At 62.6% G+C, this 20,187-nt stretch carries 15 protein-coding genes and 1 pseudogene; 7 read left to right on the top strand and 9 right to left on the bottom strand.

Features of this window, described 5'->3' with window-relative positions:
* Positions 1-26: 26 nt before the first annotated feature.
* Positions 27-1,583, bottom strand: coding sequence for an ABC transporter substrate-binding protein (locus AC5RT4_RS12035; RefSeq protein ID WP_494105862.1), 1,557 nt, complete (start codon positions 1,581-1,583; stop codon positions 27-29).
* Positions 1,584-1,800: 217 nt separating this feature from the next.
* Here AC5RT4_RS12035 and AC5RT4_RS12030 point away from each other — a divergent pair, with 217 nt between their 5' ends.
* The 4 genes and pseudogenes from AC5RT4_RS12030 to AC5RT4_RS12015 all read left to right on the top strand — a co-directional run bounded on the left by AC5RT4_RS12030 (position 1,801) and on the right by AC5RT4_RS12015 (position 5,897).
* Positions 1,801-3,087 (top strand): glycoside hydrolase family 1 protein, encoded by a 1,287-nt coding sequence (locus AC5RT4_RS12030; RefSeq protein WP_494105861.1) that lies wholly within the window; start codon positions 1,801-1,803, stop codon positions 3,085-3,087.
* Between the two features lie 56 nt (positions 3,088-3,143).
* Positions 3,144-4,321 (top strand): annotated as a pseudogene (locus tag AC5RT4_RS12025) (CaiB/BaiF CoA transferase family protein).
* Positions 4,318-5,235, top strand: coding sequence for a carboxyl transferase domain-containing protein (locus AC5RT4_RS12020; RefSeq protein ID WP_494105860.1), 918 nt, complete (start codon positions 4,318-4,320; stop codon positions 5,233-5,235). Before AC5RT4_RS12025 ends, AC5RT4_RS12020 begins: the two are co-directional and overlap by 4 nt.
* A 71-nt stretch (positions 5,236-5,306) precedes the next feature.
* A complete protein-coding gene (locus AC5RT4_RS12015) occupies positions 5,307-5,897 on the top strand; it encodes a carboxyl transferase domain-containing protein (RefSeq protein ID WP_494105859.1) in 591 nt (196 codons plus the stop codon).
* Here the strand turns inward: AC5RT4_RS12015 and AC5RT4_RS12010 are convergent.
* The 8 genes from AC5RT4_RS12010 to AC5RT4_RS11975 form a co-directional block, all read right to left on the bottom strand.
* Entirely contained in the window at positions 5,881-6,219 is a 339-nt protein-coding gene (locus AC5RT4_RS12010; RefSeq protein ID WP_494105858.1) for an integrase core domain-containing protein, read from the bottom strand. The genes AC5RT4_RS12015 and AC5RT4_RS12010 overlap by 17 nt on opposite strands.
* A 600-nt stretch (positions 6,220-6,819) precedes the next feature.
* On the bottom strand, positions 6,820-8,883 hold the full coding sequence (locus AC5RT4_RS12005; RefSeq protein WP_494105857.1) for a beta-galactosidase: 2,064 nt from the start codon (positions 8,881-8,883) through the stop codon (positions 6,820-6,822).
* A 492-nt stretch (positions 8,884-9,375) separates the two neighbouring features.
* Positions 9,376-10,674, bottom strand: coding sequence for an ABC transporter substrate-binding protein (locus tag AC5RT4_RS12000; RefSeq protein ID WP_494105856.1), 1,299 nt, complete (start codon positions 10,672-10,674; stop codon positions 9,376-9,378).
* Between the two features lie 38 nt (positions 10,675-10,712).
* Entirely contained in the window at positions 10,713-11,660 is a 948-nt protein-coding gene (locus AC5RT4_RS11995) for a carbohydrate ABC transporter permease (protein ID WP_494105855.1), read from the bottom strand.
* Positions 11,650-12,594, bottom strand: coding sequence for a carbohydrate ABC transporter permease (locus AC5RT4_RS11990; protein ID WP_494105854.1), 945 nt, complete (start codon positions 12,592-12,594; stop codon positions 11,650-11,652). The genes AC5RT4_RS11995 and AC5RT4_RS11990 overlap by 11 nt, the downstream gene beginning before the upstream one ends.
* The gene (locus tag AC5RT4_RS11985; protein WP_494105853.1) at positions 12,591-13,445 is read right to left on the bottom strand and encodes a cupin domain-containing protein; all 855 of its coding nucleotides are present in this window, start codon (positions 13,443-13,445) and stop codon (positions 12,591-12,593) included. Before AC5RT4_RS11985 ends, AC5RT4_RS11990 begins: the two co-directional genes overlap by 4 nt.
* On the bottom strand, positions 13,442-14,347 hold the full coding sequence (locus AC5RT4_RS11980; RefSeq protein WP_494105852.1) for a DUF6807 domain-containing protein: 906 nt from the start codon (positions 14,345-14,347) through the stop codon (positions 13,442-13,444). Before AC5RT4_RS11980 ends, AC5RT4_RS11985 begins: the two co-directional genes overlap by 4 nt.
* Entirely contained in the window at positions 14,340-15,485 is a 1,146-nt protein-coding gene (locus tag AC5RT4_RS11975) for a Gfo/Idh/MocA family protein (RefSeq protein WP_494105851.1), read from the bottom strand. Before AC5RT4_RS11975 ends, AC5RT4_RS11980 begins: the two co-directional genes overlap by 8 nt.
* A gap of 138 nt (positions 15,486-15,623) precedes the next feature.
* Here AC5RT4_RS11975 and AC5RT4_RS11970 point away from each other — a divergent pair, with 138 nt between their 5' ends.
* From AC5RT4_RS11970 to AC5RT4_RS11960, 3 genes are all read left to right on the top strand, one after another.
* A complete protein-coding gene (locus AC5RT4_RS11970; protein WP_494105850.1) occupies positions 15,624-16,655 on the top strand; it encodes a LacI family DNA-binding transcriptional regulator in 1,032 nt (343 codons plus the stop codon).
* Positions 16,656-16,832: 177 nt separating this feature from the next.
* Positions 16,833-17,819 (top strand): alpha/beta hydrolase, encoded by a 987-nt coding sequence (locus tag AC5RT4_RS11965; RefSeq protein ID WP_494105849.1) that lies wholly within the window; start codon positions 16,833-16,835, stop codon positions 17,817-17,819.
* Between the two features lie 600 nt (positions 17,820-18,419).
* Positions 18,420-19,967 carry a glycoside hydrolase family 43 protein gene (locus AC5RT4_RS11960; RefSeq protein WP_494105848.1) on the top strand — a complete coding sequence of 516 codons (1,548 nt, stop codon included), beginning with the start codon at positions 18,420-18,422 and terminating at the stop codon, positions 19,965-19,967.
* Positions 19,968-20,187: the final 220 nt, after the last annotated feature.

The raw sequence follows: 20,187 nt of genomic DNA, 5'->3' as shown, positions 1-20,187 counted from the left end.
GAGCACCCGCCCGGCAGGTGCGGGTATTAGCTGGCCTGTTTGTAGGACGAGAGGAGCGGGTAGGCGTTGGTGCCGGCGAACTCCACCGGGGCCACCTTCTTGGTGTTGTAGCCCTGGTTGTTGAGGGCCTCATACAGCGGGATCATCCAGCCGGATTCCACCAGGCGGGTGTTCAGCTTGGTGGCCGCCGCCTTGATTGCCGCATCATCCTTGGCGGCAGCGAACTCGCCGGTTGCAGCGCTCAGCTGCTCGTCCGTCGCCTTCTGGACGTTGGTGAAGCCGTTGAGCACTACTCCGTACATCACCCCGACGGGATTGTCCCAGTTCAAGGGGGCGTAGCCAAGGGGTGTGGTGGCGACGGCGGCGAAGGCTTCGTCCGTGGAGGCGGCCATCTTTACGTTCATGGTGATTCCGACGGCGGCGAGGTCCTTCTGGACTGCCTGCAGGTCCGTCTGGGTCTGGGCGCTGGCGATGATGGTGAACTCGAATCCGTCCGGGTAGCCGGCTTCGGCCAGCAGGCTCTTGGCCTTCTCAGGGTTGTAGGCGAAGGTGGTTTCGAGGTCTTTGGTGAAGCCTGCGGAGTCCTTGGGCAGGGCGTTCCATGCCGGGATGTCACCCTTGTGGAGTGCATCCACCAGGGCCTGTCGGTTGATGGCGTACTGGATGGCCTGCCGGACCTTCTCCTCGGCGAACGCGGGAGCGGTCTTGCCGATTTTGTCGAAGGAGATCATGGTGTTCACGGTGCCGCCGATCTGGGACACACCCACGCCCTTGGACTTGACGAAGTCCACCGTGCTCGAGGTCAGCATGGCCACGTCCGCCTGGCCGGACACCAAGGCGTTTGCCCGGGCCTGCGGGTCCTGGACCACACTGAAGATGACCTTGTTGAAGGCGTACCTGGAGGCTTCAGGGCTCTTCTCGTTCTTCACCAGGACGTACTTGTTGCCCTTCACCGTGGAGGCATCCAGGGTGTAAGGGCCGGAGCCGTCCGGGGTGGCGGCGAGGCTGGCGGTGTCCGTGACGCCGCTCTTGCCCACGATCATGCCGGTGGTGGATGCCAGGTTCTTCTCGAAGCCGGGCTGCGGCTTGGTGAAAGTCAAGGCCACCTGGGTGGGGCTGACCACGTCAACGGAGGCGATTTCCTGGGCGCCGCCCTTGGCGACGGCGGAGTACGCGCTGAGCGCGGGATCGGACCGGCGGTCAAGGTTGGCCTTGACCAGTTCGGCGTCGAGCTTGGAGCCGTCCGTGAAGGTCACGTCCTCCTTGAGGGTCAGGGTCAGGACTGTGTTGTCCGCGTTGTAGCTGAACTCTTTGGCCAGTCCGGGTCCTGTCGAGCCGTCGGGCTGCAGCGTCATCAGGCTCTCGTAGAGGCCCTCGAAGAACTGCCGCTGTGCAGCGGAGACGCGCAGCGGGTCAAAGCCGAATGATGCCGAGTCGCTGTCGATGGCGAGGGTCAGGGTGCTGGTGTCCGCTTTGGCGGTGGCCTGGCTGGAGCCGCCGCCGCAGGCTGTAAGCGATCCCAGCAGGAGCGCTCCAGCCAGAACGGCGGAGCCCGCACGGGCTGTGGGGGTCAGGAGTTTCATGTAGTGCGCCTTTGCATTCTGATGTGACGGCGGAAAAGAACGTTTTGGGGCTGGCTGCTCGCCAGCTCCCCACCAGCATCAGCCGGGGGCCATGGGCGCCCACATGAGAATGTCATTGATTGAAAAGTATTGTGGTCCCGGTCACGCGGCCGGTCAGGATTGAGAGCCAGGGCAGAGAGACCCGTGCGCTTTTTGGCGCTGAACCGAAAGGACCTACATGACCACCGCATCACCCTTCCAGCAGAATTTCCTTTGGGGCGTAGCCAGCGCCGGGCACCAGGTGGAAGGGAACAACGTCAACAGCGACGCCTGGTTCCTTGAGCACCTCCCGGGCAGCATGTTCTCCGAGCCCTCCGGTGATGCCGTTGACCACTACCACCGCTACCGTGAGGACATCGCCCTGATTGCAGGCCTAGGCTTCACCAGCTACCGGTTTTCCCTGGAGTGGGCGCGCATCGAGCCCGAGGAAGGGCACTTTTCAAAGGCCGAACTGGACCACTACCGCCGCATGCTGGAGGCCTGCCTCGAGCACGGCCTTACCCCCGTCGTCACGTTCCACCACTTCACGTCCCCGCGCTGGCTACTGGCCCTCGGTGGGTGGGAAGGGGCCCGGACGGCTGAACTCTTTGCCCGCTACTGCGATCGGGTGATGACCCACCTGGGCGACCTTATTGGCGTCGCCTGCACCCTGAATGAACCCAACCTGCCGTGGCTGCTGGCATCCTTCGGCATCGGCGGCTTGGCACCGGAAAACCGCGTATCCGTGCCTGTGTGGGCCGCCGCCGCAGAGCGCCTGGGTGTGAATGCCAAAACGATTGCCCCGTTCCAGTTCTGCTCCACAGAGGCCAGCTTTAACGTGAAGCTGGCGGCACACCGGGCTGGCACCGCAGCGATCAAGGCGCACCGGCCGGACCTCCTTGTGGGCTGGACCCTCGCCAACTCGGACATTCAGGCAGTCGAGGGCGGGGAGGAACTTGCCGAGCGGGTGCGCCGCGATGTCAACGAGCGGTTCCTTGAGGCGTCGCGCAGCGATGACTTCGTGGGCATCCAGACCTATGGCCGCACCGTCTACGGCCCCAACGGGCTCGCGCCCGCCCCCGAAGGCGTGGCGATGAACCAGATGGGCGAGGAGATCTACCCGCAGGCCCTCGAGGCAACTATCCGGGAAGCCCACCGGATTGCCGGCACCCCGGTGATCGTCACCGAAAACGGTCTGGCCACCGAGGACGATCGGCAACGGGTCGACTACCTGCGCGTCGCCGTCGACTGCGTGGACAACTGCCTTGCCGACGGCATCGACGTCGGCGGCTACATCGCTTGGACGGCTTTCGACAATTTCGAGTGGGTGTTTGGCTACGGACCGAAGTTCGGCCTGATCGCGGTGGACCGGAATACGCTGGAAAGAACGCCCAAGGAAAGCGCGCGTTGGCTGGGCCGCCAAGCACAGCTGCATTCGGCGCAGGTGGATGTTTCCAGGGCCGACAAGGCACCCCAGCCCGCCTGACCGGCGTCGCCCGCTTCCCTCAAACAGCATCTTCTCTTTCGAAAGGCTCCGCTTCCATGCCCGGACCACTGGACGGCACCACCGTCGTCGACCTCACCCGCGCCCTGGCAGGACCCCACGCCACCATGATGATGGGGGACCTGGGCGCATGCGTTATCAAGGTTGAATCTCCCGACGGCGGCGATGACACCCGTGCCTGGGGGCGCCTTTCGTAGGTGCTGGAGTTGAACGCCAGTCCACCTATTTCCTCTCCTGCAACCGCAGCAAGGAATCCATCACAGTGGATCTGAAGAGCGGCACCGGCGCCGAGACGTTGCGCGGGCTCATCCGGAACGCTGATGTGTTGGTGGAGAATTTCCGGCCCGGTACGCTGGACCGTCTCGGCTTCAGCCCGGAAGCAATCAAAGAGCTCAACCCCCGGATGGTCATCCTTTCCATTTCCGGATTCGGTCATGATGGGCCGGACGGCGGCCGGGCCGGCTACGACCAGATCGCCCAAGGCGAAAGCGGGCTGATGTCCCTCACTGGATCCGGGCCTGATGATCCTCAGCGTGTTGGTGTTCCAATCGGAGACCTGCTGGCTGGGATTTACGGGGCATACGGGGTGCTGGCTGCGTTGCTTGAGCGGGAGCGCACGGGGCGCGGGCAGGTCGTGCGTACCTCGCTGCTCGCTTCCCTTGTCGGCGTCCATGCGTTTCAGGGGACGCGTTGGACGGTGGCCCGTGAAAGCGGGGTGGCGCAGGGAAACCATCACCCATCCATCGCGCCGTACGGGCTGTTCAGGTGTGCGGACGGGGCCGTCCAGATCGCAGTGGGGTCCGAGGGGCTGTGGTCACGTTTCGCAACCTTCGCAGGTCTGGACCCGGCTGATCCTGCCTTTGCATCCAACGCAGCCCGGGTGCACAACCACGCCCGGCTCGTCGCTGGCATCGAAGACTGCTTTGCCGGGCACGAAGCGGAGGACCTGCTGGCCGCCATGAAGGAGGCGGGCATCCCCGCTGGAAGAGTGCGCACCGTGAAGGAAGTTTATGAGTGGGAGCAAACCAGGTCCCAGGGCCTGGTGGTTGAAGTGGAGCATCCAACACTGGGCGTGATTGAACTCCCCGGACCGCCGCTCCGGTTCTTCGACTCCGCGGGAGCTGAAATCACCAAGCGTGATCACGCCGCCCCGCCGTTGCTGGGACAGCATAACGGAAGCGTCCGGCAGTGGCTGGACCAGACGGTGGACGCATGAATCCGCCGCCTCCACGGATCACACCGGAAGAACTGGTAGCTCTGACCCTCGATGCGGGAAGCTTCCAGTCCTGGGACCGGCCGCTCCCCCGGCTGGCCATCGAAGAAGGCTACGCGGAAGAGCTGGCCGCAGCCCGGGCGAAGTCAGGGCGCGACGAATCGGTGATCAGCGGTGAGGGGACAGTGGATGGCCGGCCCGTCGCCGTCGTCCTCAGCGAGTTCACATTCCTCGGTGGGTCAATCGGCGTCAACGCGGCTACGCGGATTACTGAAGCAATTGAAAAGGCGACACAGCTAGGCCTGCCGCTGCTTGGTTCTCCTGTCTCCGGCGGGACCAGGATGCAGGAGGGTACGGCCGCTTTTGTCCAGATGGCCCGGATCACGGCCGCTGTCAACGCGCACAAGCGGGCACAGTTGCCCTACCTGGTCTACCTTCGACACCCCACCACGGGCGGTGTGTTCGCGTCCTGGGGATCATTGGGACACATCACGGCTGCCCAGCCGCAGGCCATGGTCGGATTTTTGGGCCCGAAGGTTTATAAGGCGATATCCGGAGAGGATTTCCCGGCGGGGGTACAGCAGGCCGAAAACCTTCATCGGCATTGCATTGTTGATGCCGTCCTCGAGCCCCGCCACCTGCGGAAGTTCGTTGTCCGGATCCTTGATGTTCTGGAAGCTGACGGTGCAGGGAGGAAGCAGGAGCTGCCGCGGCCTCAAGTCTTGGCCAAGAACAGCCGGATCACCTACTCCTGGGCAGCGGTGGTGGACTCCCGGCTACCGGAACGCCCCGGCCTTGCAGCCTTCTTGCGACAGTCCGCCGTGCACGTTGTCCAGCTGGGAGGAACTGCCGAGGACAGCAGGAGCGTCATGACGCTTGCGCTGGCGGTGGTAAGCGGCCAAGGGCCGTCGTCGTAGGACTGGACCGAAAGGCGGCCGACGACGGCGCACCCCTTGGACCCGATGAGTTGCGGCAGGCGCGGCGCGGGATGGACCTAGCCGAGGGCCTGGGGCTGCCGCTGCTCACTGTCATCGATACACCCGGCGCCGACCTGTCAAAGGAAGCGGAGGAGGGCGGCCTCGGCCGGGAGATTGCCCTCACTTTGAGCCGGCTGCTTGATCTGAACGTCCCTACCGTGGCCCTGCTCATGGGGCAGGGCGCCGGCGGAGGCGCATTGGCGCTGTTCCCGGCGGACAGGATCATTGCCCTCAGCAACAGCTGGCTCGCGCCGCTGCTCCCCGAAGGCGCCAGCGCGATTATCCACGGAGATGTGAGCCGCGCACCGGTCCTGGCGCAGCATCAACGCGTGGGCGCCGCCGCGATGCTGCAGGATGGCCTAATAGACGAAGTAGTGGAAGAACCGGAGAGCCTTCCGGCGCTCAGCGACCGGGGTTACTTCCGACATACTTCGGCCGCTGTGGGACGGCACCTGAGGGAGATCGCAGGCCTTGACCGGGACGTCCTGATGAAGGAGCGGATCCTACGTTACGCCCCGCCCCCTCCTCATCCGAGGCAAGCAGCGGAAAAACGGCCTGGTCGCATGAACAAGACCACTAGCCGTACTAACCCGGTTGATTGATTGATGAGCGGCTGGCGGGTGAGGCGCCTTTGAGGGCGGTGTGGGGCCTGTGGTGATTGTAGTGGTCGATGAAGTCCTGGTAGCAGGCCTGGCGTTCTGCTTCTGAGCCGTAGGCCCTCGCATAGGCCCATTTCTCTTGGAGGATGCGGTTGAAGCGCTCGACTTTTCCGTTGGTCTGGGGCCTGTAGGGCCTGGTGCGCTTGTGGTTGATTCCGGCTTCGGCGAGGACTGCGGCGAAGGCATGGGAGCGGTAGCAGGAGCCGTTGTCGGTGAGCACCCTCCGGGATTTTGACTCCTTGGGCGGCGAAGGCGGCGATGGCATGCATTGCGCCTGAACGCCGAGGCGGTCCTCTGGGTTTCGTCGGGCAGGATCTGGGAATAGATGAACCGGGAATGGTCATCCACTGCGTGATGCAGGAACGTGTAGCCCCGGACCTGGCTGCGATGTTTGGGCAGGCCTTCACCAAGGTTTCGTGCCCGGGAGTTCGCTTTACCCTGCATCTGCCCGTGGACCCGGTGCCCGCCTCTGTTGGGGATCCGACCGAGCTTCTTGATATCCGTGGATCATTTGGCCCGGGCTGGCGTATTCGTAACGGCGGGCACTTTCCCGGCCGCGGACCCTGATCCCGGTTGCCGGGTCGGTGAAGTGCAGCGGAGGGCAGCGGTAGCGGGTCAGGATGCGGTGGACTGTGTGGAGATGTTCAGGTGCAGGTGGTAGGCGATTCGGGCCGGTCCCCAGCGCCGGTTTACCCACAGTCCCAGCACGCGCCACTCTGTGCGCATCGCGGTCCGGTGCGGGCAGGTCAGTGGCCGGCTCCTTCGGTCTTCCAGCCCCGCTTCCCCCAGCTCCCGGTAACGGCGGGACCAGCGTGCTGCTTTCAGCAGGTAAAAGGGTACGTCCCGGCCAGTCGCGGCTATGGACTTATCGGGCGTGCTCTGTGGTCGTGTGGATGACGCTGATGCTGCAGGCGGAGACGAGGGCGGTGCCGGTGACGGTTTCGCCGCTGAGGAGGTCGCGTCCCGTCGCCGGATATTCCGCATCGGTTTCTGCGTGATTGATCAGGAAGGTGAAAGTGTCGGTCCCGGCGCTGCGGGAGGCGACTTCCAGCCCGTCCGGCGGCCGCGGGGTCGACTCAAGGCCGGCGCTTTCGACGGCGTTACGCACTACAGCGGCGAGGTCGCCGCCGTCGAGCTTGGTGGAAACGTACCACGCAGTTCCGCTGCCGAAGTCGTTGCAGGTGACGGCGGGACGCGAAGCTGCGGGCCCGTTCACGTAGCGGCTAAGAACTGTTGCGGTGCCAGGGTGGATTTCCTCCGTCCAGACGGTAGCGACGGCGCCATTGCTCAGCGTGACCGTCTCGTTCTCGCGGAGCGGCAGGAACTCGTGGATCTCCAGACCGAGTACGTCGCGGAGGGCGCCGGGTGACGCGCCAACCGGAACGGTGTCGTTGGTGTCCACGATGCCGGAGAAGTAGGAGACCAGCAGGTTGCCACCGTCGTGGACGTAGTCCTTGATATTCGCTGCCGCTTTCTCCGTCACGAGGTAGAGGGCAGGTGCGAGGACCAGATCGTATCCGGAAAGGTCCGCTTCCGGGTGCGCAAAGTCGGTGCTGATGCCGGCCTGCCAGAGGGCGGTGTAGTACGCCTCGATGCGTTCGCGGTGGTTGAGGTCGCTGCTGGGCCGCCATTCCAGGTCCTGCGCCCAGAAGGACTCCACGTCCCAGAGGATGGCGACGCGGGACTTCACCGTGGATCCCTTGGCGGCGGCGAGCTTCTTCAGGTCATCGCCCAGGTCCAGCACTTCGCGCCAGATCCGGGTGCCGGTGCCGGCGTGCGGAAGCATGGCGGAGTGGAACTTCTCGGCACCGAACCGGGATGCCCGGAACTGGAAGAACATCACGGCGTCGGCGCCGCGGGCCAGGTGGGAGAGGCTGTTGCGTGCCAGCTCGCCGGGGCGTTTGGCGATGTTCCGTCCCTGCCAGTTCACTGCACCGGTGGAGTGTTCCATCAGCATCCAGGGCCTGTTCCCTGCCAGCGAGCGGGTGAGGTCGGCGTCCATGGCGAGCAGGATGTGGTTGTCGGTCCGTTGGGCTACGAGGTAGTGGTCGTTGGCAACGATGTCTACCTCCTTGCTCCACTTCCAGTAGTCGGCCGCGAGGCAGTTGGTGGCCATGAAGTTGGTGGTGACGGGAATGTCCGGGGTGTACCGGCGGATGACATCCCGCTCGTTGATGTAGCAATCCAGCAGCGCGTCCGAGGTGAAGCGGCGGAAGTCCAGGCGCTGGGACTGGTTGCTGACGCTGGCTGAGAGCCGGGGCGCGTCGATTTCGTCCCATTCGCCGTACTTCTGGCCCCAGAAGAGGGTGCCCCAGGCGTTGTTCAGGTCTTCCAGGGTGCCGTAGCGGGCCCGGAGCCAGTCCCGGAACGCCGTTACGGAGCAGTCATCGTAGGAGTCGCTGACCGGGGCGCCGTACTCGTTGTGCACATGCCAGAGGACCAGCGCGGGGTGTGAGGCGTAGCGCCGGGCCAGCTGCCCGGTGATGTTGGCGGCGGCGCGGCGGTACTCCGGCGAGCTGGGGCTGGCCATGCCCCGCGATCCGTTGCCCAGCGTGACGCCCTCACGCGTAACCGGACGGGCCTGCGGGTACTTTTTCCAGAACCACGCCGGCGGCGCTGCCGTGGGCGTGCCCAGATCCACACTGATGCCGGCGTCGTGCAGGAGGTCCATCAGGTGGTCCAGCCATTCGAAGTCATACTCGCCTTCGCGCGGCTCCAGCAGCACCCAGGAAAAGATGCCGATGCTGACCAGGTTGATTCCGGCTTCCCTCATCAGCGCGATGTCCTCCACCCACACCTCGCGTGGCCACTGCTCAGGGTTGTAGTCCCCGCCATAGCAAAGGCCGGCAGGCCGCTGGACCCAGGGCGCAGGTGAGCGCCCTGGCGCTGCAGCGGTCTGCGGCGCCGTGTGGTGTAGGACGTCTGTCATGGGGGATTCTCCTTGGATGACGATTTCAAATTGTTCTTCGGCTACTGTCCCGAAGGGGTTAGCCGAACCGGGTATGCGAGCGGGCGACGGGACTTTTTGAGTCTTGGCTGCCCTGGAGGCGCGTCCGGGATGCCCCGATCCTGGTTCTTTCGTGGGCGAGCCTCACGTCCCTGCCGTCCTGGATTTGTCAGGAGCAAAGCCTGTCCGGACACCCGGCAGGTTGCATGCCGTGCGCATGTGCACATGCTGGCCCTGCCTTGGTGGTTTGCTGTTGCCTTATGGGAGGGGGCGGGACCTGCATGTGGCTGTAGAACCGCGAGGACCCCCAGAGTTATGTTGGCTTTGAGAAGCGCTTCATACCGTGGAGGTCCTCACGTTTGTTAGATAAGTTTCGGGCCATGACGGTCCTCTAACTCCATCCGCAGCGGGATCACGCCCTAAGCAACGCTGCCCTCGCTGGCAGTTTTGCGCTGTGGGTGGCCGGGCTCCCGCTTATTTCTTGATGCTGGACTTGAGCTCTTCGATGAAGGCGGGGGCTGCCTTTTCTGGAGTTGTCCGTCCGAAGAGGATGTCCTGGCTGTACCGGGTGAATGTTGCAATGGTCCCGCTGGCCCCCGACGGAGTGATGGGCGGAGCGTCAACTACGTCGTCTTTGATGGTGTTGATGAAATCCAGCGCTGCTTTGTCCTTGGGATTTAGCTTGTCGGCGATGGCTTCTCGGACCTTGGTGTTCGCCGGAATTCCTCGTTCAGTGAGGAGGATGTCGCCGGCCGTCTGGCTGTTCTCCAGGAAGTTCAGGAACTTTTCGGCCGCGGCCTGGTGTTTGGTGCGGGAGGATACAGACCAGAACATGGCGGGTTTGTAGTACGCGCTCCTGGCTTTCGCTTGTGATTCCCCGGGGAGCCGGAGCAGTGTCAGGTCCTGGCCGGCGGACTCGTAGGCGTAGAGCTGGTTGTTGAAGATGATACCCATGGCCTGCTTTCCTGTGCCCAGGGGACTCTGGTTGATGGACCCCCCAGACCCTTCGACAATAGCCGCGGCTGATGGGGCTGCACCGGTTTCACTCAGCCGGAGCATGCGTTCCCAGTAAGACACCACCGTCTCGGGCTTGATGACGACGTTGGAGTCCTTGTCGAAGAGCTGGTCGCCATGCTGGCGTGCCCAAGTGTTCAGGTCCGGGTCACTGTAACCACCGCCGGTGCCGATGGTCCCGGGAACCTTTTCGGCGACCTGCTTCGCCATCGCCTCGTAGTCCTCCCAGCTCCAGGTCTTGTCATCCGGAAGGGTGATTCCGGCTTGGGCCAGGAGTTGAGTGTTCGCGGCAACTGCGAAAGAGTTCACCGATACTGGCACCGCGAACGTTCCGCCGTCTACTTCCCCGCTCTTGAGGACGGCCTCATCAATGTCCTCGGTTTGGAATCCGCTGAGCTTTTTCAGATCCAGCAGGGCGCCACGATCGCTGTATTCGCGGAGGTATTGTTCGTCCATTTGGAACACGTCAGGGGCGTCATTGGCTGCGACCTGGGTTGCAAGCTTGTCCCAGTACCCGTTCCAGTCCGAATATTCCCCTTCTACGGTGATGTTTGGGTTCTCGGCTTCGAAGGCATCGATCACCTGTTGGGTGATCTTCTGGCGGGCGTCGCCGCCCCACCAGGCAAACCTGATGGTGACCGGACCGGTTTCTTCCGCGGAAGGGCTGGCTCCTGATCCGCAGGCGGTGAGTGACAGGGCTGCGGCCACCATCGCCGCGGCCACGCCTACCGAGCGGCGGGAGATTTTCTTGGTTTTCATTGGTGCCTTTCATGGCTGGTTGGGAATGAAGGGGATGTTTATTTGATGCCGGTGGTGGCGATGCCCTTGATGAGGAATCGTTGGCCGAAGAGGAAGACCAGGAATACCGGGAGGAGGGAGACGATGGACATGGCGAAGAGAGATCCCCAGCTGGTTGCGGATTGGGAGTCGACGAAGGCCCGGAGTGCGACTGGGACGGTGAACATGTCCGGGTCGGTGAGGTAGATGAGGGCTCCGAAAAAGTCGTTCCAGGTCCAGATGAAGGTGAATATGGTGGTGGTGGCCAGGGCCGGCACCATCAGGGGCAGGATGACCTGCAGGAAGATGCGGGGGTGGCCGGCGCCGTCGATCCGTGCGGCTTCGTCCAGGTCTTTGGGGATACCGCGGATGAACTGGACCATGAGGAACACGAAGAACGCGTCAGTGGCCAGGAGTTTGGGTACCAGCAGCGGCCAGAACGTGTTGACCCAGCCGATCTGGGAGAACAGGATGTACTGCGGCACGATGACCACGTGGAACGGGAGCATGATGGTCAGCAGCATGATGCCGAACAGCAGCTTCTTGGCGGTGAACTGCAGCCGGGCGAAGGCATACGCGGCCATGGAGCAGGAGATCAGGTTGCCCAGGATGGATCCAATGACCACAATCGCTGAGTTGATCATGTAGTGGCCGAATGGGTGGGTCAGGGCGGACCAGCCGGAGGTGTAGTTGGACATCTCCAGGCTGTTGAGCCACAGGCCCGGTTCGCGGAAGATCATTTCGTTGGGGCGTAATGAGGACACGACCATCCACAGCAGCGGGTAGATCATCAGCGCGCCGGCCAGGATCAGGACGGCGTGTTTGCCCAGGCCATTGAGGCGCTGGCGGCGGCTGAAGGCCAGTCCGCCGCGGGATTCGCGGATCCTGGTTTTACGGGGGTTCTGGGGCTTACCGGCGCCGGCAGAGTTCATGTCCGGGGTGGGCAGCGTCTGAAGCTTAGTCGTCATAGAAAACCCAATACTTGGATGCGATGAAGTTGATGGCGGTGAAGACGCCGATGATCACCAGCAGGAACCAGGCCATGGCGGACGCGTAGCCCATATCGAACTGGCCGAAGCCCTTTTGGTACAGATACAAGGTGAAGAACATCGTGGAGTCCGAGGGCCCGCCGTTGCCGCCGGAGACGATGAACGCCTGGGTGAACGACTGGAACGAACCGATGATCTGGAGCACCAGGTTGAAGAAGATGATGGGGCTCAGCATCGGCATGGTGATCCGCCAGAACTGCTGCAGGGTCGTAGCACCATCGACCTTCGCGGCCTCGTAATACATCACCGGGATCTGCCGCAGGCCTGCCAGGAAGATGATCATCGGAGCGCCGAACGTCCACACGTGCAACAGGATGATCGAGCCCAGCGCGGTGCTTGGATCAGAAATCCAGCCCGGCCCCTGCATGCCGAACATCGCCAGGACCTGGTTGACCAGGCCGGTAGTACCGAAGATCTGCTTCCACAGAATCGCCACAGCAACCGAACCGCCCAGCAGAGACGGCAGATAAAACACCGACCGGTAGAACGGCAGTCCGCGCAGGCCCTTGTCCAGGACGAGGGCGATCAGCAGCGCCACGGCCAGCTGGAGCGGAACACCGATAAACACGTAGGTGAAGGTCACGCCAAGGGAGTTGTGCAGCCGGGCGTCCGTGAGCATCCGGGTGAAGTTCTCCAGACCGACCCATTCCGGGGGCTGGAGGAGGTTGTAGTCCGTGAAGGACAGGTAAAGGGACATCAGCATTGGGCCGATGGTGATGGCCACGAGGCCTACCAGCCACGGCAGCAGGAAAATGTACGCCGCCTTGTTGTCCCTGCCGTTGGCCTTCTTTTCCTCAGCAGTGACCTTGCCCTTCCGCCGGGTAATGGAACTCAGCTCACTGATGACGCTCATAGTGTGGCCTCCCCGGTTCCAACCGTTGTTGGGACAGGACGCGGGCATTCTGTCCGACTCGGGATGGACTCCTCCATCTGTTTGATGTGTTGGCCGGTTTCATCGCCTCTCCTGTCCAGTCGTGATCTCGTGCCCGGGCTGGTCCAGGTTTGGAGGTGGCCGCACATTCCAAACAACCGTGGCCCCGGCCGGGGTTCGGGCCGGGCTACTGCTCCCTGGGCTAAATGGCGCCAGTCACCATGGGCGAGAGCCGCAAGCTGGGTACGGGTGCGTTCTGTTTCAGCTTCGACGGTGGAGCCCCATAACTGCTGCCACGCGGCAACTTTTGGCCGCACAAGCGCAGCTGCCAGCGACTGGAATTCCGCCAACGCGTCGGGGCCGTCCTTTTTAACCGCCGTGAGCAGCTCTCGGTATCCCTCAATCGCGAGATCCCGGCGAGTTTTTGCTGCTGACCGCTGTTCTTCCATCGCGGCTTCAGCCGGGATGGTGGCCGCGGCGGTGTAGTCCTCCGGTGACCGCAGTACATCGAGGGGGAAAGTCAGGACAGCGTCTCCGGCTTCCGGGAGTCCTGAGTTTTGCATGATGACGAGAAGCTCCAGCGCCTCCTGGTTGACTAGGCGGTGCACGGTGCCGGGGCTGAACCACAGCACAGTCCCCGCCTGAAGCTGATCCACCGCCGCGCCCCCGGAGGAGATCGTGTGGACCTCCCCGGTACCTGAGGTGACGAGATAGGCTTCCGTGGACACGGTGTGCATGTGAGGGGAACCGCCGTGCAGGCCGTCTTCGGTTTCCCATTCATAAACCCGCAGGTTGCTGACGGCAGTTGACCCGGGAAAGAGGGGCGTTCTCATGGGGTGAACTCCACTGCCAGGAGGGCAAGTTCCTCGGCCTGGCAGACCTGGTCGATGAATACGAACCGGTGGTCCAGGGTCAGCGTTTCGCCGGGGGCGAGGACGATTTCCTCATCGAATGATGGGGAGGGGCTGAGTGCGGCAAATGGTTCGTTGCGGATAAACCACTTGATCGGGATGTTTGAGCTTGAGTTTCCGGCGAAGGCAAGCACCGTCGCTCCCCCGTCGTATTCGTCGTGCTCGCCAGAGAAGGCAATCCAGTCCGCAGCGCTGCCCATGAGCCCATCCAGCGTCGCTGCCGTCGAGGAGGTGACCGCGCCGCCGGTCCATGATCGGGGACCTCTCCAGAAGAAGCCCGTGTAGCCAGCGTTTTCGCGCCCGTGGGTTGACGGGCTGCCAAACTCCAGGGTCGAATTCCGAACGTTGGTAAGTGTTGTGTGGAAATCCAAGGACCAAATCCCCCGGTCGACATCGATCGAGTGGAAGGTGTGGGTGCGTTCCTCGTCGACCCAGTGCTCGCCTGCGGACGAGAGCCAGCATAGGCGCTCCGTGAAGGACACCTCAGGGCCGGCGTCGGTAATCGAGGTGAAGGACTCATGCCGGACAGTGCCGAGATTCTCAAGCCATTGGTACCCCTCCCCCGGCGTGTAGGTCGGGCCACCCCAAAAGTTCTCCCCGGACACATGCGACCAAGTCATTTGAAGGCCCTTGTGCCACCGGTGGTCCCAAGGGCGGGTAACGGTCAGCGGTGCGCCCTTGAGTGTTTTTAGAGGGTGCAGAAAGGGCTTGGGTGCCTCCGAAACGGGTGCATGCGGTTCGAAGACGTAACGGGCGATGTTGACCTGTCCCGATCGGACGAGCAGGGAGTCGTTGGTGACCTGCAGGGTCAGGGTCTCAGACATGAACAACTCCAGCCTCTGCTTCAAGACTCTCCTGACGGTTTCCAAGGAATGTTGTGCCTCCGCCGTTCATCGAGCTGTAAAACGGATTGGAAGGGCCAAGTTCGCTGCGTTTCACTGTTCTCCCGGTCAGGGCCGAGTTGTACATGCCGGCGATGAATTCGAGCACCCGCCGGCCGTCCTGGCCGCTCGCGCGGGGACGCTCACCGCGTTCGAACGAATCCAGCAGCGAACGTAGCTGCGCCAGATGTGAGCTGGGCTGGTCGGTGTCAGGCTGCCACCCTGCGATTCGTTCCGGATCAGTTACGTGGGGCGCCGGGGTCCAGCTCCAGCCTGAATTGTCGTAACCATAAAGATGCTCAAGTTCGACCGTCGCGTCGTCGAAGTCGAATCGAAGGTAGCTGGTCTCCCGTGGCGACAGAAGGCTGTTGGCGATCGAGACAACCGCGCCGGACTCAAACTTTGCAATGGCAAAGGAGACGTCCTCGGTTTCTACATCACGGGCGAGGGTGGACATCACCGAGGTGACCTCGGTCCAGTCACCGAGCAAGGACAGGATCAGATCCATCTGATGGATGCCGTGTCCCATCGTCGGCCCACCACCCTCGGTAGCCCAAAGGCCCCGCCACGGTACTTCGAAATAGGCAGCGTCCCGGTACCAGAGTGTGTTGCACACGCCCACCCGCAGCCGACCCAGAGACCCTTCGCTGATGTGTTTGGCCAGCTGCTCCGCGCCGGAACCAAAACGGTGCTGGAACACATAAGTTGCGAACGGCCCATCGGGCCGCTCATAAGAGGTGATCTCGTCGTACTGGGATAACGACAGGACCGGTGGCTTTTCGCACCACACCCAGGCCCCGGCGGCGAGGCTGGCGATGACGGCATCCTTGTGGGCGACCGGAGGGGTGGCAACGATCACCAGGTCCGGTTTCTCTGCAGCAAGCATCTCGCTCACCTCGGTATACCGTCCCTGGATACGCCACTCGTCCGCGGTTTTCGTCAGCAGCTCAACGTTGATGTCAACGAGGGCTACTGTTTTCACCCGGTGGCCTTCGGCCTTGAGGGCGGGAAGATGTGTCCCGCGAGATATTCCGCCTGCCCCGATCACTGCGACACGGATGGGCAAAGTACTGGTTGGCACTTGTTCTCCTTTGAACCTCAAAAAGATGAACGTTCACCTTTTGTTGTTGGGACAAAGGTAGTGAACGTTCATCTTTTCTGTCAAGATGTTCTGGACGGGTATTTCGTAGGGAATGACGGTTGCAGAGGAGCAGGGTGCATGGCTGACAAGCAGGCCGGGCCAAAGCGAGCGACAATGATAGATGTGGCGAGCGTCGCCGGTGTGTCCCATCAGACCGTATCCCGGTATCTGCGGTTCAACGGCGGGTTAAAGGAAGCCACCAAAGAACGCATTGACGCCGCCATCCGGGAACTGCACTACAGGCCGAACCTTGTGGCACGGTCCATGCGGACCCGCCAGACGGGCCGTATTGCAGTTCTGGTGCCTGCCCAGTCATCCTTCAGCCCAGCAAGGATTTTGGCCGGAGCAAGCGCTGTCGCCCACGATGCCGGCTTCGTTATGGAAGTCCTCAGCCTCGATGGTGGTTCGGAGGCCCGTACGGAGCGCATGCTTGAACTGGCCGACTCCGGCCAGGTTGAAGGGATCCTTTCGTTGGCCCCTGTCCTACCAACGTCTGGTCAGAGCCTTGGCGAAGCCGCGGCCATAGTCGTCTCGGCCGACTATGACGACGAGATGCGCGGCATCGGTGAACTCGCCGATGGGTCCCCCGTAGCGGAGATGATAGAGCACCTCGCCGGCCTCGGGCACCGGCGATTCCTCCATGTTGCCGGCGCAGCGCAGTTCGCGTCTGCACGCGGCCGCAGACAGGTCTACGCTGACACCATCAGGCGACTGGGCCTGGAATCATTCGGTATCCACGACGGCGACTGGTCCGCGGACTCGGGAATCCAGGCCGCCGCAGCCCTGCCTCCGGACTCCGGTGTGACGGCCGTCATCGCCGCTAACGACGTGGTGGCGGCCGGATTCATTAAAGGTGCCATGGCGCGCGGGTGGCGCGTCCCTAACGACATCAGTGTGACCGGATGGGACAACAACCCCCTCGGAGCGCTTCTCGCTCCAACACTCACCACCGTGGACGTCGACCACGAAAAACTCGGCCGCGACGCAATGCTCCGCCTCATCGCAGCCCTCCGGCCCGAGGTGGCCCACACCCCAACGTCCGGCTCGATAAACCGCATCATCTGGCGGGAATCCGTCAGCGTACCCAAGAACACGGCAAGCCAACACTAAGTCACTGCCTGCAGTAACCCGCTGCTGGCCGTTCCGCCGAACGCAGCCTCCGGTTTTTTGGGGCAACCAGGCCTTTCTTTTGGCGCCACCGGTACGCAAGAAAGAACTGCAACCCCTGACCTTATCCCTAACCCAGGACCTTTCGATGCCTCGCGACACCTCCATAGGACCCCTAAAGTGATTCACTTTGGTAGGCGAAGGCTTCTGCCCGAGTTGGAATCACGCTTGCCTGCCTTCGAAGGAGTGGAAGGATGGGCGGACCTTACGCCGGAAATTGTAGATATCTGGGAAGCGCCATATGGACCCGCTGAAGCGTGGGCACTGCGAATAGAGGAACAATCGGTTGAAGGACCACATGGGCTTATTCCTGTCCGCATATATAGGCCGACATGCGCGGAGCAGGGTCGGCCGGGGCTGGTTTGGTTCCACGGTGGAGCGTTCGTTGCAGGCCATCTCGACATGCCTGAGGCCCATGAAGTGGCGCGGGGACTTGCTGGGCGGGCCCGTGCGACAGTTATCTCTGTGGACTACCGGTTATGCCTGAAACCTGCAACGCCGAGGACGGAGGGGGATGTACGCTTTCCTGTCCCCCACGACGAAGCAGTGACGACATATCGCTGGGCACTTCAGAACGCCGACAAGTTGAACCTTGATGCTTCCAGGATCGCCATCGGCGGAGCGAGTGCCGGCGCAAATCTCGCCGCGGGCGCAGCTCTTCGTCTGACCAGGGAAGGTGCCCAAGTATGGCAAGTTCTTTTGGAATACCCGCTCCTTCACCCCTCAATGCCCGACCCCTCTGACGAACTTCTGCAAGCGCTGCCATCAATACCAGCGCCCTTCCGAGTGAGCCCGGATACATGGACGGAACTATGCGAAAACTATGTGGGTGGCCTCAAAGCCGACGCGACCGAATACGCGTTTCCGGGGCTTTCCCGCAACTTGTCAGACTTCCCACCCACCTACATTGATAACTGCGAGTTCGACGAGCTGCGCAGCAGCGGCGAGGCATTCGCTGAACAACTCAAAAACGCCGGGGTTCACGTAGAGCACAGGACCACCGCAGGAGTGCTGCATGGACACCTCAACCATGTCGGATTCGCACCCACACTGGGGAGCTTGGATCGGCTGGCAAAGCGCCTAACCTCCCCAATTAAACGACCCTAAAGCTGGGTGACCAAAGAGCAGGCGCCGTAGGGATGCTGCAGGACGGCCTGAACGACGAGGTAGTGGAAGAGCAATACAACCTCATGGACCTGGCCGTCCTAATTAAGAACCGTTGCCGCCGCTTTACGCCGCGTCCGGTTGCCCACACTAATCCACTCCTGGTAACGGAAGTGCTGGACAGTCATCTCGCACAAGAGTTGGGTCTATCGTCGTTTTGGGCTAGCGGCACCGGAAGCGTTGACGATGACGGTTGGCCCCTTCGCGAGACAAAAGCCAGACTGCTACCTACCATCGGGGCACCCCCCCCGGCGGGGCAGAGCCTCTACTCCAAGCTCACGAATAAGGATGCAATCTCCCGTTCAACGCCTCCTCGCTTGGCTGGCACCAACAGTCGGACTGGTTCCAGACTCCAGCTTTGAGAAGCAGGCTGCCTGCCCACAACCGGGGACAATTCTCATAGGTAACCACCGCTACTGTTGCTAGGAGCTCCCCCAACGGCTCAGGAAGGGGAAAGCGTTCCATCCAGTGAAAGTGCGGATAGGACTGCAAGGTGGGACCTCTTACGGTTGGAATCCATCCACCCGGAAGCCCGGGTAGTGAATGCCAGCAACGGACGGAGCCCCATTGGTTGACAGCGCAGTCGAGCAGGTTCGGCAAGTAACATCCCCAGCTGCGATCACACCGGTCATTCCTGGATTCCACCCTGACCCCACCATTTGTCGCGTCGGCGAAGACTATTTTCTGGCAACCTCGAGCTTTGAGTACTTCCCAGGGGCGCCGATTTTCCACAGCCGGGACCTCGTAACTTGGGAACAGATCGGGAACGTCCTCACCCGGCGAAGCCAGTTCGCTGTTGGGGACGGGCGTCCTTCCGGCGGGATCTTCGGCTCAACACTCAGGCATCACAACGGTGAATTCTGGTTCGTCACCACGAACATGAGCGACTTCGGTGGCGGTCATTTGCTGTTGCGGGCCAAAGAGGCTGCCGGGCCGTGGAGCGACCCGGTTCAGATACCGGGAACGTTGGGCATTGACCCGGACATTGCATGGGACAGTGAAGGAAATTGCTACCTTACCTGGGTGGGGTTCGGTCCTGGCGAGAATGAGTCCGGCATAGTCCAGGCCAAGCTCGATCCGGAAGCTGGCCGCCTTTTGGAATCCCCCAGGAAGGTGTGGCAGGGAACAGGGCTGGCCTATCCGGAGGGACCACACCTGTATGAGGCTGGCGGGTGGTGGTATTTGGTCTTGGCCGAAGGCGGCACGGAACGGGGCCATGCCGTCTCCATCAGCCGGAGCAGCAGCCCCGCAGGTCCTTTCGAACCGCATCCGAACAACCCCATCCTCAGCCATCGAAGCACGGCAGCGCCCGTCCAGAACGTCGGCCACGCGGACCTGGTCGAAACGGTCGACGGCGATTGGGCCGCGGTCCATCTAGGCGTACGCCCCCGAGGCGTTGTTCCTAGCTATCACGTCCTGGGTCGGGAAACCTTTGTCGCGGGCATTTCCTGGGAACAAGGGTGGCCGCGGTTCGATGAGGACCGCTACCGGGTCCCCGCCGTTGGGTCTTCGTTCACGGACGATTTCTCCTCCGACAGCCTTCACCAGCGGTGGATTTCACCGGGCCAGGACCCTGCCTCGTTTACGGCCAGAACCCCCGCAGGTCTCCTTATCGGACAGAGCCAGACGGGCAGCGTTGCTATCTTGGCAACCAGGGTCCTCGGACACGTGTGGGGTGCCCGCGCATCGGTTCTTCTCTCGACTGACGACTCCGTCAGGTTCCTCCTGAGGGTTGATGACTTCCACTGGTACGCCATCGAAGCATCCGGACGCCAAATCCGGGTCGTGGCCCGGATCGGACCCCTTCAGCAGGTGGTGGCTATAGCGGAAACCGGCCCGGCCCCGGGACCATTTCAGCTGGAGATCGCCTGCAACGACTCACCCTTGGCGGGCCAACCTGGCAAAAACACGGGGCCGGACGAAGTCGCACTGGGCTTTCGGGAGAACGGCCAGCTGACGATGCTCGCCCGGATGGACGGCCGGTATCTGTCCACCGAGGTTGCCGGCGGCTTCACTGGCCGCGTCCTCGGGCTGGCGGCTACTAATGGCAGCGTTCTCATCAAGCGGTTCGAGTACGACGATCGTGAATAGTACCGCAGGCGTGCGTCCACCGCGGACGGTTCACGCCCTCCCTCTTTGGCACGACTTTGTCACCCTCGCCGACGAACCCCCGTCGGCCGACGCCCGCTGGACTTGGAGCTTGCACCTGACAAGGGCCTAGAAGACCCGTGAATCCTGATGAGAACTTGCACTCGTCACGAGCGGGAGATCTACCGGCGCACCAGGGCTATCTATGCTGGCCGGCGGACTC

It is taken from the genome of Arthrobacter sp. sptzw42, assembly GCF_059089685.1.
Note: the sequence above shows the minus strand (reverse complement) of the source record. Positions and strands in the feature narration are given on the sequence as shown.

Excerpts from the sequence above, each read along its gene's own strand:
- AC5RT4_RS12035 (WP_494105862.1), bottom strand. The coding sequence starts at position 1,583 with ATGAAACTCCTGACCCCCACAGCCCGTGCGGGCTCCGCCGTTCTGGCT.
- AC5RT4_RS12030 (WP_494105861.1), top strand. The coding sequence starts at position 1,801 with ATGACCACCGCATCACCCTTCCAGCAGAATTTCCTTTGGGGCGTAGCC.
- AC5RT4_RS12020 (WP_494105860.1), top strand. The coding sequence starts at position 4,318 with ATGAATCCGCCGCCTCCACGGATCACACCGGAAGAACTGGTAGCTCTG.
- AC5RT4_RS12015 (WP_494105859.1), top strand. The coding sequence starts at position 5,307 with ATGGACCTAGCCGAGGGCCTGGGGCTGCCGCTGCTCACTGTCATCGAT.
- AC5RT4_RS12010 (WP_494105858.1), bottom strand. The coding sequence starts at position 6,219 with ATGCCATCGCCGCCTTCGCCGCCCAAGGAGTCAAAATCCCGGAGGGTG.
- AC5RT4_RS12005 (WP_494105857.1), bottom strand. The coding sequence starts at position 8,883 with ATGACAGACGTCCTACACCACACGGCGCCGCAGACCGCTGCAGCGCCA.
- AC5RT4_RS12000 (WP_494105856.1), bottom strand. The coding sequence starts at position 10,674 with ATGAAAACCAAGAAAATCTCCCGCCGCTCGGTAGGCGTGGCCGCGGCG.
- AC5RT4_RS11995 (WP_494105855.1), bottom strand. The coding sequence starts at position 11,660 with ATGACGACTAAGCTTCAGACGCTGCCCACCCCGGACATGAACTCTGCC.
- AC5RT4_RS11990 (WP_494105854.1), bottom strand. The coding sequence starts at position 12,594 with ATGAGCGTCATCAGTGAGCTGAGTTCCATTACCCGGCGGAAGGGCAAG.
- AC5RT4_RS11985 (WP_494105853.1), bottom strand. The coding sequence starts at position 13,445 with ATGAGAACGCCCCTCTTTCCCGGGTCAACTGCCGTCAGCAACCTGCGG.
- AC5RT4_RS11980 (WP_494105852.1), bottom strand. The coding sequence starts at position 14,347 with ATGTCTGAGACCCTGACCCTGCAGGTCACCAACGACTCCCTGCTCGTC.
- AC5RT4_RS11970 (WP_494105850.1), top strand. The coding sequence starts at position 15,624 with ATGGCTGACAAGCAGGCCGGGCCAAAGCGAGCGACAATGATAGATGTG.
- AC5RT4_RS11960 (WP_494105848.1), top strand. The coding sequence starts at position 18,420 with ATGCCAGCAACGGACGGAGCCCCATTGGTTGACAGCGCAGTCGAGCAG.